The sequence below is a fragment of the Oscillatoria sp. FACHB-1406 genome (assembly GCF_014698145.1).
GTDB lineage: Bacteria > Cyanobacteriota > Cyanobacteriia > Cyanobacteriales > Spirulinaceae > FACHB-1406.
In genome coordinates, this window is the sequence record NZ_JACJSM010000013.1 from 75251 (window position 1) to 86860 (window position 11610).

General features: G+C 49.7%; 11 protein-coding genes. 6 read left to right on the plus strand and 5 right to left on the minus strand.

What is annotated here, in order from left to right; translation table 11 throughout:
* Positions 1-73 precede the first annotated feature (73 nt).
* Positions 74-1441: a bifunctional UDP-N-acetylglucosamine diphosphorylase/glucosamine-1-phosphate N-acetyltransferase GlmU gene (gene glmU / locus H6G50_RS14160; protein ID WP_190717335.1), complete on the minus strand. Its 1368-nt coding sequence runs from the start codon at positions 1439-1441 to the stop codon at positions 74-76.
* 184 nt (positions 1442-1625) lie between these two features.
* Positions 1626-3407 (minus strand): ShlB/FhaC/HecB family hemolysin secretion/activation protein, encoded by a 1782-nt coding sequence (locus H6G50_RS14170; protein ID WP_242032829.1) that lies wholly within the window; start codon positions 3405-3407, stop codon positions 1626-1628.
* Positions 3408-3927: 520 nt separating this feature from the next.
* Between H6G50_RS14170 and H6G50_RS14175 the strand changes: the two genes are divergently transcribed.
* Both H6G50_RS14175 and gnd read left to right on the plus strand, forming a co-directional pair.
* Positions 3928-4299, plus strand: a complete 372-nt coding sequence (locus H6G50_RS14175) for a response regulator (RefSeq protein WP_190717339.1) — start codon at positions 3928-3930, stop codon at positions 4297-4299.
* A gap of 372 nt (positions 4300-4671) precedes the next feature.
* Complete coding sequence (gnd, locus tag H6G50_RS14180; RefSeq protein ID WP_190717341.1) at positions 4672-6096, plus strand: decarboxylating NADP(+)-dependent phosphogluconate dehydrogenase; 1425 nt, start codon at positions 4672-4674, stop codon at positions 6094-6096.
* 57 nt (positions 6097-6153) lie between these two features.
* On the opposite strand, the gene H6G50_RS14185 is transcribed toward gnd, so the two are convergent.
* The gene (locus H6G50_RS14185) at positions 6154-6351 is read right to left on the minus strand and encodes a hypothetical protein (protein WP_190717343.1); all 198 of its coding nucleotides are present in this window, start codon (positions 6349-6351) and stop codon (positions 6154-6156) included.
* 170 nt (positions 6352-6521) lie between these two features.
* On the opposite strand from H6G50_RS14185, the gene H6G50_RS14190 reads away from it, so the two are divergent.
* The 4 genes from H6G50_RS14190 (at position 6522) to grxD (ending at position 9455) form a co-directional block, all read left to right on the plus strand.
* Positions 6522-7067, plus strand: coding sequence for a DUF3611 family protein (locus H6G50_RS14190; protein ID WP_242032830.1), 546 nt, complete (start codon positions 6522-6524; stop codon positions 7065-7067).
* A 119-nt stretch (positions 7068-7186) separates the two neighbouring features.
* Entirely contained in the window at positions 7187-8470 is a 1284-nt protein-coding gene (gene serS, locus H6G50_RS14195) for a serine--tRNA ligase (protein WP_190717347.1), read from the plus strand.
* A gap of 308 nt (positions 8471-8778) precedes the next feature.
* Entirely contained in the window at positions 8779-9036 is a 258-nt protein-coding gene (locus H6G50_RS14200) for a BolA family transcriptional regulator (RefSeq protein WP_190717349.1), read from the plus strand.
* Positions 9037-9131: 95 nt separating this feature from the next.
* Positions 9132-9455: a Grx4 family monothiol glutaredoxin gene (gene grxD, locus H6G50_RS14205; RefSeq protein WP_190717351.1), complete on the plus strand. Its 324-nt coding sequence runs from the start codon at positions 9132-9134 to the stop codon at positions 9453-9455.
* A gap of 177 nt (positions 9456-9632) precedes the next feature.
* Here grxD and H6G50_RS14210 read toward each other — a convergent pair whose 3' ends face one another.
* Positions 9633-9887 carry a DUF6761 family protein gene (locus tag H6G50_RS14210; protein WP_190717353.1) on the minus strand — a complete coding sequence of 85 codons (255 nt, stop codon included), beginning with the start codon at positions 9885-9887 and terminating at the stop codon, positions 9633-9635.
* Positions 9888-10158: 271 nt separating this feature from the next.
* Positions 10159-11520 carry an MFS transporter gene (locus H6G50_RS14215; protein ID WP_190717355.1) on the minus strand — a complete coding sequence of 454 codons (1362 nt, stop codon included), beginning with the start codon at positions 11518-11520 and terminating at the stop codon, positions 10159-10161.
* Positions 11521-11610 lie beyond the last annotated feature (90 nt).

The following is an 11610-nucleotide window of genomic DNA, read 5'->3' on the forward strand; positions in this document are numbered from 1 at the left end:
CTCCCTCTTCCCCTTTTTAATTTTTAATTTTCACCTCCTTCCCAATTTTTAATTTTTAATTTTTAATTCTCACCTAATTCTCACCTTCCGGCTGTCCTTTCATTCGCCAGCCTTTCCGCTCGACTTGACGGGCGCGCGCGATCGCGAGAGTATCGTCCTCGACATTTTTCGTAATCGTCGAACCAGCGGCAATCGTAACATCGCTACCAATGGTAATGGGCGCGACGAAGACGCTATTGGCTCCGGTTTTAGTGCGATCGCCGATAACCGTGGGATGCTTCTTATAACCGTCGTAGTTAGCGGTAATCGTCCCCGCACCGACATTGACGCGATCGCCGAGCGTTGCATTCCCCAAGTAAGATAAATGAGCGACTTTCGTTTCATTGCCCAAAGTCGTTCCTTTGAGTTCCACAAAATTACCGACGCGACAAGATTCCCCAACTTGCACCGCGTTGCGGAGGTGGGCGTAAGGGCCGACTTCTGTTCCCGCCGCGATCGTGCTATTGCGCGCCACAGAGTACAAAACCCTTACACCCTCACCAATCTGACAGTTTTCAATCAAACTTCCCGGCCCGATCCGACAGCCCGATGCAATCTCCGTATTTCCCCGTAAGTGAGTTTGCGGTTCGATAATCGTATCGGGCGCAATTTTAACGGTATCGTCAATCGTAATACTGCCGGGATCGATCAGCGTTACGCCCGCCGCCATCCAATCGTCCTTAGTCCGCATTTGCAAAATATCGTAAGCCGTGGCAAGTTGACGGCGATCGTTAATGCCCATAATCTCTTGATAGTCCTCGACATCGACCGCCATTACCGGATCGAGTTGGCTGAAAACATCGGTTAAATAATACTCGTTCTGGTCGTTATCTGCCGTCAAATCGGGCAGAATTGCTGCTAGTTTTTGCCAATTAAAACAATATACGCCCGCATTAATCCGATGATTGTGTTTTTGGGCATCCGTACAATCCCGGTCTTCGACAATATGTTGAACGCGATTATCGCCATCGCAAAAAACCCGCCCGTATCCTTGGGGATTGGGGAGATGGGCAGTCAGCAGCGTTGCCGCATTTTGATGAACGCTATGGACGTAAACTAACTTTTCTAAGGTCTCCGGGCGCAACAGAGGGACATCGCCGTTTAAAACCATCAAATCGCCTTCGTAATCCCGCAAAGCAGGCAGGAGTTGTTGGATGGCATGGCCTGTCCCCAGTTGTTCGGTCTGCTCGATGAATTCCAGGCTTTCCCAACCTTTCAAGGCTTCTTTGACTCTTTCTGCCCCATAGCCGACAATCGCCAAGTAGCGACTGGGTTCGAGGGGCTTGCACCCGAGGAGAACTCGTTCGAGCAGCGATCGCCCGCCGAGAGAATGTAAAACTTTAGGCAAGGACGATTTCATTCTCGTTCCGCGTCCAGCCGCTAGAATTGCTACCGCTACCATGACTTACCCTGCTGTCAATAGTTTCGACACTGGAGTATAGCGCGAATTCCGCCCTGGATCTCACTCAATCCATTCTCGAGGCAAACCAAAACGCACCGATAACCGTGCAAATAAACAGAAAGGTACAGAGGCGATCGACCCAATAATGCCAAAAGTGGGAATCAATGAAAGTCATAAGCTGCCCTTAAAACTGATAATTAACGCTGAAATAAAAACCGTCATCTTGAGCGTTAGTTCCGCGATCGGGCAAGCTTACTAAGGGAATGCCATAATCGAGGCGAATGCTAAGCCGTTCCAATGGTTGCCAAATTGCACCCGCTCCAATCCCGGCTAAAAAATGTCGTTCGGGTAGCGTATTGGGATTATCGCCAACATTCCACACCCAACCGAGATCGATAAAGGGAATGAAGATAAAGCGCGCCGCCCCTGCTTCATCGCGCTGTACGGTAATGCGATCTTCTAGGGAAAAACGAAAACCGTTATCGGCAGCCCGCGCATTTTGGCGGTAGCCGCGAAGGGACTGACCGCCGCCGATGACGAATTGCTGGGAGGGGAGTAGCCCGTCGTTGGCGAGTTGCAAATCGGCTGAAACAATCAGGAAATTATTTTCATTGAGAACTTGGACGCGCTGGGCTTGCAATAACCAACTTATAAACTGTCCGTCGGGAATGGGTTCTGTGTTTTGCGTGGCGTTGAATAACGCTGTCCCGAAACTGAATTGCGATCGCGCTGCCCACGCCCCCGTTACGTCCCGCAGAACGTAGTCCTGTCCGAACTTAAACACGCTCGTCGTACTGCGTCCTTCCGCATCCGGGCCGAAACCAAAGGGAGAAGGACCGGCAAAGGTAAAGGTTTGACCCGTTTGATAAGTAAATCCGGCGGAAAGGGCAAATTCTTCGCGCGGCGTTCTAATCAAGGGTTGGCGGTAACTAATCTCATACAATTGCGATTGACCGCTAATGTCAAAAATTTTACCAATCCCTTGAATGACGTTATTCCAGTTTACCGAAGTGCGCAGTTGCAGCGTACCGTTATAGGGGTTGAGCGGAATGCGATAGCCAAAATCGATAGTCCGAGAACCGCCCTGGAGCGTCGTTTTGAAGGATGCGTCGATCGTGTCGCCCCGCCCCAAAGGATTGCGATAGAGCGCATTAAGACTGAAGCGCTCCGAACCTACACTGGGAGGAGAGTAATTATCGATACTCGCACTACTGATGAAAGAATCGGCAGGAGTGACGCGCACGACTAAGATACTGCCGCCCGGTTTTTCGCCAGCGCGCAAACTGGCTTCGATATTACTGAGTAGGGGATCGGCTCGCAGCAGTCGCAACTGCGATTCTAAGTTGCTGGTATTAACGGGGGTAACGGAGCCAATGCTAACGCGATCGCGCACGTAATCGGCTAAACGATCTGCCCCTTCAACTTCGATCCTCTCAATGCTTCCTTCAATAACCTGAATTTCGATATTGCCACTCTCTAAAGAATTGCGATTGAGAATCGCCCTCGAGGTGATATAACCGCCATTTAAATAGCGTTCGGTTACTTTGTCGGCTAAGGCCTCGAGTTCTGAAACTGCGACGGTGCGATCGACTAATTTTTCGATCTCGGCCGCAAAATCCTCAGCCGTCAAAATCGTACTGCCAGCGATCGCGATCGTTTTAACGGATACGGTTTCCGACGCGGGGATCGGCGCGGGCTGCGGCGTGGGTGTTGGTTCGGGAGTCGGTGTAGGCTGCGGTTCGGGTTCCGGTTCTAAGGGTTGAGGTGGATTGGCATTCGGTTGCAGAAAGCGATCTTGGTTTGGAGTCGGAACTTGAGAAAGTTGGCGCGCAGGCGTAGTAACAGCAGCGAGGTTCCCAATTGGCCCTCGGGCGGTAACAATGCTTGTTGCCAACGAACTCTCCGGTGTGGAGACGGCAGCCAGTACCTTCACAGACAAGCCAAACGTACTGCTTGCGCTCGCCAAGAGCGCTCCGCAAAGCTTGAGGTTAAGGTTCGGGGGAAGCGGGAATCGGGTAACGATCTGATGGAGATCCACATTCAATAACTCCCAAATCGAGAAGATTGCTAGTTTCCTCAAACCTGACGATAGCCTCCCATAGAAATTTCCCCGCGATCGCGAACGTGAGTTCAAGGCAAACCCCGTTCGGCTTTCTCCACCGAACAGTTGCCGCAGCTTTCCTCAGCATACTCAACCGGCTATCGATTGGCAACCAAACGGCCATCGGATTTGGAGAATTTCCGAACATAGTTAGAGGAAAGCTTCTCAAAGCGTCCTCAAAATCTCTGTCAGGAACGAAATTGAATCTCTAGACAGGTTCTCAGTGCAAAAGGAGAAGCTCGATGATACACTGAAAGTGAAGTTAGAGCTAGAAAACTGTCTCTAATGCAGGGTCGGTTGGAAACCGCGATCGCCAACATTGACTCCTTGCAATTCTCAATTTTGCCTCTATCCCCCTAAACGCCACTCAACCGGTCGAAACGTTATGAGTCATCATGTTCTGGTCGTCGATGACAGTCCTTCCCAGCGCGAGATGATTGCAACCTTACTCAGAACGATTGGAATGCAAGTAACGGTTGCAGGCAATGGTGAAGAAGCCTTGGAATGTCTGAAATCCTTGCACCCGGACTTGGTGATTACGGATGTCGTCATGCCGAAAATGAACGGTTACGAGTTTTGTCGTAACTTAAAGAAAAATCCAGCGACCGAAAGCATTCCCGTCTTAATGTGTACGAGTAAAGGCGAAGAATTCGATCGCTACTGGGGTATGAAACAAGGAGCCGATGCCTATATCGCAAAGCCTTTTAAACCCAACGATCTCAATCAAGCCATCCAAAAATTATTGGCAGCCCCCTAGAATTTACGCCATTCTGGGGCTGCTGGACTCTGTATAATGCGTAATGCGTTATGCGTAATGCGTAATTCGTAATTCGTAATTCGTAATTCACCCCGTCACCCCATCACCCCGTCACCTCGTCACCCCGTCACCTCGTCACCCCATCACCCCGTCACCCCGTCACCTCGTCACCCCATCACCCCATCCCCTCGTCACCCCATCACCCCGTCCCCTCGTCACCCCGTCCCCTCGTCACCCCCTCACCCCCTCACCCCCTCACCCCGTCCTCCTCCTTCTTAATGTCTTTTTTAGGGAATCTTTACGGAGATCGGGCTACCCTGAAGGGTGAATTCAACCTCGCCTGGAAGTTAATCTGAAACTAAGGACATATATATGACCAAACGAACCTTTGGCGTAATCGGCTTAGCCGTGATGGGAGAAAACCTCGCCCTCAACGTAGAAAGTCGGGGTTTCCCTATCGCTGTCTACAACCGCACGACGACAGTAACGGAAGAATTCATGGCGACGCGGGCGAAAGGGAAGGATATCAAAGCTGCTTCCACCCTCGAGGAATTCGTACAAATTCTCGAACGTCCCCGCAAAATTCTGATTATGGTGAAAGCGGGTATCCCCGTTGATGCAGTCATCGACCAGTTAAAGCCCCTGCTCGAGGAAGGCGATACGATGATTGATGGCGGTAACTCTCTCTACGAAGACACCGAACGACGCACCCGCGAAATCGAATTAACCGGACTCGGTTTTGTTGGAATGGGCGTAAGCGGCGGCGAAGAAGGCGCGCTCAAGGGGCCGAGTTTGATGCCGGGAGGGACGCAAGCTTCTTACAATGACCTAGAACCGATTCTCACTAAAATTTCTGCCCAAGTCGATGATGGTCCCTGCGTTACTTACATCGGTCCGGGAGGCGCGGGACATTATGTGAAAATGGTTCACAACGGCATTGAGTACGGCGATATGCAGTTGATTGCCGAAGCTTACGATATTCTCAAAAATGTCGTCGGACTGAACAATCAGGAGTTACACGAAGTCTTTGCGGAGTGGAATGCTTCTCCCGAACTCAATTCGTTTTTGATTGAGATTACCGCCGATATTTTCCGGCGGGTGGATGAGGAAACCGGCGAACATATCGTCGATCTGATTCTCGATGCGGCCGGACAGAAAGGGACGGGACGCTGGACGGTACAAAGCGCGTTAGAGTTGGGCGTACCGATTCCGACGATGTATGCGGCGGTGAATGCTCGTATTATGTCTGCATACAAGGAAGAACGGGTTGCGGCTTCAGGGCAGTTGACCAAAGAAAAGGCGCACTTTGATATCGGCGATCGCGCTGAAATTATTGACAAAGTGCGCGCGGCGTTGTATTGCTCGAAAATGTGTTCTTACGCACAAGGCATGGCTCTGTTGAGCAAAGCCTCGCAAGCCTACAACTACAACTTAAATCTGGCTGAATGCGCCCGGATTTGGAAAGGCGGTTGCATTATTCGCGCCGGATTCCTCGATAAAATCAAGCACGCTTTTACCGAAGATCCGCAGCTTCCTAACCTCCTCCTGGCTCCGGAATTCAAGCAAACGATCCTCGATCGCCAAAGCGCTTGGCGGGAGGTCTTAGTTGCAGCGAGTGCTAACGGAATTGCCGTTCCTGCTTTTAGTTCTTCTCTCGACTATTTTGATAGCTACCGCCGCGCCCGCCTGCCGCAGAACTTGACCCAAGCGCAGCGCGATTACTTTGGCGCGCATACTTACGAACGCATCGACAAACCGCGCGGTGAATTCTTCCACGCGAATTGGATTGAAGAATAAGTGCGTTAAAGGTTAGATGATTGGATCCCGGTTTCTTCATGAAGCCGGGTTTTCTGTCTATTTTTTGCGCAACCCTTTGAGATAAACTCCAAAATAGAGCAAAGCCCACCCTCCGGCTAAAAGAAGGAGCATTGCGTAACTTTTAACGAAAAAATTCAACTCCATATCGGAAAATAAGCCAAATGTTCCGATTCCGAGGAGAACTAACAGGATGGTATAAGGGATTTTGGGATGGGGCGGGCGTTGCTGTATCATCAAATTTCGATCCTCCCTCGGCTTAGTTGAATTGGAAACAGTTAGAGTATAAGGAAAGAGCCGAGATCCCGCAGGGATCCGGGTAGCGGCACGCATCCGACCTTTACTTCCCAGCTTTTCTGCCTGACGATTTCGCTATGAAAGATAACTCCTCCGACCTCTCAACTTCAATGTCTTCTGCCATCCAGCGCGTCTCCGCCGACCTGAAGTGGGCGGGGAACGTCGGTTTCTGGGTGCAGTTGGTCTTAGGTGTCGTCTCCTTAGTGACTGTTTTATTCTCCGCGCCCAGTCTCTTGACGGCTCAAACCAAAACGACTCAAGGCGTAGGGTTTGGGGTGTTTTCGGCGGTCTTAGGGCTGATTATTCTTGCGATTGGCATTTACTTTTCCTTTCGCTACACGCTGATTGCGCGAATGCTACAATCGCCGAATCCCAGCGATCGCCCGAAAAAACTTGATACCCTGCAAGTCATTCGCATGGGATTAATGGTTAACTTAGTGGGGATGCTGCTCACGATTATTGGAGCCGAAGCCATTGTGGGCATTGTTCTGCTCAAGTCCTTAGCGATAGCACCCGGTGTGGTGGCAGCAGGCGATAGAAGGGAATTCGTAAACTCCATTGACTTGTTGGTGATTCAAGCGAACGCCAATACCATCGCCGCTCACTTTGCGGGAATTGTTACCTCGCTTTCGCTCCTGAACCGCATTACAAAATAAATGATGAGTGATAAGTTATGAGTGATGAATTGTGAAGGGTTGTGTAACAGTCAACTAATAGACTATTTAAGATAGTTATCAATTCTCAATTGTCAACGATCCATTAATAACTATTGTCCGTGTTAGACCTCAAACAAATTCGCGAAAATCCCGATTTTATCCAACAACAACTCGATCGCCGCAGTCCTGGGGAATATGACCTCCAGCCTATTTTAGAACGCGATCGCGCTCAGCGAGAACTCGAATCAAATCGCAGCCAATTGCAAGCCCGCAGCAACGAAATTGGCAAGCTCGTCGGTCAAAAAATCAAAAGCGGTAGCCCTCCGGACGGGGCTGAAGTTCAAGCTCTCAAAGCCGAAGGAAATGAGTTAAAAGCACAGCTTGCTAACTTAGAACCGACCGAGAAAGCGCTCAAGGGCGAGATTGAAAGCTTGTTGTTACAATTGCCGAATTTGCCGAGCGCTTCTACCCCCGACGGCAAAAGCGAGGCTGAAAATGTGGAAGTCAAACGCTGGGGCGATGAATATATTCCGGATAATTCCCAGATTCTTCCCCATTGGGAAATCGGAGAAAAGTTAGGAATTGTTGATTTTAAGCGATCGGTTAAAGTTGCCCAAAGTCGCTTTGTAACTTTAATGGGTGCTGGGGCAGCCTTAGAAAGAGCGCTGATTAATTTCATGCTCGATCGCCAAATTACAGCAGGCTATACAGAAATGTTGCCCCCCATTTTAATTAATAGCCAATCGCTGACGGGAACCGGGCAGTTACCAAAATTTGCCGAAGAAAGTTTTAAATGCGCTGAGGATGATTTGTGGTTAACGCCCACCGCTGAAGTGCCGCTTACAAACTTATATCGCGATGAAATTATCGATTCCGAAGAACTGCCCATCCATCACTGCGCCTATACGCCCTGTTTTCGGCGCGAAGCAGGAAGCTACGGCAAAGATACGCGCGGTTTAATTCGGTTGCACCAATTCAATAAGGTCGAACTCGTTAAAATCGTTCATCCCGATACTTCTGAGGACGAACATCAAAAAATGCTCGCCGATGCCGCAGCGATTTTAGAAGCGCTGAAACTGCCCTATCGCATTATCGAACTGTGTACGGGCGATTTGGGGTTCAGTGCGGCGAAATGCTACGACATTGAAGTTTGGCTGCCTTCTTCGGGGCAGTATCGCGAAATTTCTAGCTGTTCCAATTGCTGGGATTTCCAAGCGCGGCGGGCGAGTATTCGCTTTAAGGAAGCCGGGAAAAAAGGGACGCAATTTGTCCACACCCTTAATGGTTCTGGGCTGGCAGTCGGACGCACGATGTCGGCGATTTTGGAAAATTACCAGCAACCGAACGGCAGCGTTAAAATTCCGGAAGTGCTGCAACCGTATTTGGGGCGCGAGGCGCTGTAGTAATTGACAATGGATAATGGATAATTGATAACGGGGTGCAGCTAATTGATAATGGACAATTGATAACGGAGTTGAACTAATTGACAATGGATAAGAGGGGATGGCACTGCAATAAAAGTTGAGAAATCGCCTGTAGAGACGTTGTATACAACGTCTCTACAGATCATTTCGTAGGGTGGGCAGCGCCCACCAGCCTTAAGTCAGTGCCATTCGATGTGAATCGAGTTTTAGGAAAAGAGCTATCTCTGGCGATCGCTCGCTAAAATACTTAAGCAGTATGTAGTCGTTCGCAGAGAAAGAGGAGCGTCATGGTCAGTTTAGCTTGGGTTGAGGAAACGATTAAGGGTAAGCTTCCCGATGCTCGCGTGCAAGTTATCGATTTAACTGGAGGCGGCGACCATCTCGAAGCAACCGTGATTTCTGCCGAATTTGAAGGCAAAACTCGAGTCAAACAACATCAAATGGTATACGGCGCGCTGCAAGAGGCAATGTCTTCAGAGGCGATTCACGCTTTAGCGCTGAAAACCTATACCCCTGAAGCTTGGAACAAAGCGGGACAACGGTAAGGGAATTCAAAAGTCTTAATACAAAATCAGCCATCTTGGAAGATTTATTCCCAGCAGAAAACAGTCAAACTCACGCATTCAAAAATCAAAAAACCATGACACCTGAAGTTAAAGAACGTATCGATAATCTGGTCAACAGCAATAAAATTCTTGTTTTCATGAAAGGGAGCAAGTTGATGCCGCAGTGCGGTTTCTCGAATAATGTCGTGCAAATTTTAAGCGTCCTTGGCGTTCCCTTTGAAACCGTTGATGTTTTGGCGGATGCTGAAATTCGCCAAGGCATTAAGGAGTATTCTAATTGGCCGACAATTCCTCAGATTTATATTGACGGCGAATTTGTGGGCGGCTCGGATATCGCGATTGAACTTTATAACAGCGGCGAATTGCAGCAAATGGTCGAGGTGGCTTTGGCTTCTTAGAAGTTTTATGAAGTTTTTAGAACTTTAGAGAACGTCAAGATTAAAATTGTTCGGGAGGGACATTCTACGGAACGTCCCTCCCGACTTTTGAGGTTACATCTACAGGAAAGTAAGTTTTGGATGTTTTAAGGCAGACTGGAAGCAACAACCAGTCTATCGAGGTTGGAGATTAAATTGCTAATAATAATCAGCTTCGGGTTGAACTTGGGGGAAGGCTAATTCAAAGTTGGAAGGGTCTCTAAGGAAGCGGAAGACTTCTTCCTCGAGACGGTGAATGAGGTAGGGTTCGAGGGCGTTACTATGGCGAAGACCTGCCAGATAGCCATCTAAGTACAATTGGAGTTCGCTATAACGATTGCCCCTTCCCCACAACTCGACCAGGGCATCGGTCAACCTTTGGTAGTAGCGGATCGAATGCGTTTCGGTAAGCATAATTTCCACCTGCGTGCTAAGGGACGTTGTTTTTTTGAACGAATCGGGAATGCGGCTCGAGTTGGATGTTCTGGAGTCAGCATTTCCCTCTTCTACTTTTGAGTGTAGCTTGTAGAAATGCAACCTATCGCAATTTTACCCCTTTTGAGGTAGCACGCCGGTCTAGTTATTGCGTTTTGGCGCAATTTATGCTGTTTTTGAGGATAAATTATTATTCCCTGACGAATACTCTTTCAGGCAGAGCTAAGATTAGCAGGAGGGCGTTATCCACTTATTCTCGCACGAAGACTAAGGGTAATAACGCAATTAAACGCAGGACGGCGGAGAGCGCAAATAAACCGGCAAAACCGCCTAAAATGTGGCTTTCCGCGAGAAAGCCTCCGACCGTCGTACCGAGGGCGCTACAGAGTCCGGCGGTTGCCCCCGCGATCGCGAAATAACTCGAAGGTTGGGGCGAGGCAGCCAGCGCCATTTGCAAGTTATTGTTGCATAAGTCCATCGCCGACCAAGTTGCACCTAGAGCGATATAGAGTGCGGGAAATCCCAGCCAAATACAGAGGGGATTGTTGCCCGTTCCAATCCACAACAGCGGGAGTAGCGCAACGGCAATTCCCGCACAAAGTAGAATGGGACGACTGCCGATGCGATCGGCGAGTTTGCCCCAGCGCATCAACATCACTAAATTTGCTCCTGCCATCAAGCTGCCATAGAGCGTAACTTGACTCAGTTCTAGTCCCACTTCTTTTAAGAGATAGATACTGAAAAACGGCCCGCTCAAATTCAGCGCGAACATTAATAGGCCGTAGTACAGGATAAATTTGAGGAAATTGACATCTTTAAAGCACTGGAAGAATAAATTGGGCTGTTTTGAGTCGGAATCGGGGGCTAGCTCTGCGGTGGCGGCTTGGGGGTTAAAATCGACTTTAAAGGCTTGACAAATTAGGCTCAACAACCCCGCAATGATGGCAAAGGTTAATACAAAGCTGTAGCCCTGGAGGGAACCGCCGCCCCAGTGGGAGATGAAAAATCCTAGGAGGGGCAAACCGAGTAAATCCGAGAGGCTGGCGGCGCTGTTGCGAAAGCCGAAATAGCGCCCGCGCAAGCGTCGGGGGACGATCGCCATCATCCAACTCACCCAAGATGCACCGCCGAGTGCACCGAAGGCGTTGGTGACGAGGGCAAGCATAACGGTCCAATGGATGAGGGGAGAGGCGGCGTTCGTTGAGAAGTCGGCGAAAATCAGACCGACGACTAAGGTCAGCCAAAGCAGACGCGAAGGAAGGAATAAACCCAGGATATAGTTACGGCGGCTGGTGGCGCGATCGGCGAGGTAAGCGCCCACAGGTTGCAGGAAATTGGCAATCATCGGACTGGCGGCAAGCAAGCCGATTTCGATGTTCGTCGCGCCGAGATCGAGCAGAAAGTTGCTCAGCAAGACTCCTGAAGTCGCACCGGAAAAGAGCGTTGAGAGAACGCCATCGAGGGTGGAGGCTTTGAGGGAGGTGCGAATAGCAGCTTTGGTGGGTTTGTCTGTCGGTGCGATCGCGCTCTGGCTGATGACCTCTAGAATCGGTTTAAAGCGGGCGGATAGAGCGGAGAACGGCGGGCGAGGCAGAGAGGGGGTTTTTAACATTGGTTAAGGAAGCGCGATCCGCACGACAGATCGCAAAAAAGGAATCCGCGCAATAAAATGCAACTATTTGTACAGTTTTATAACAAAATT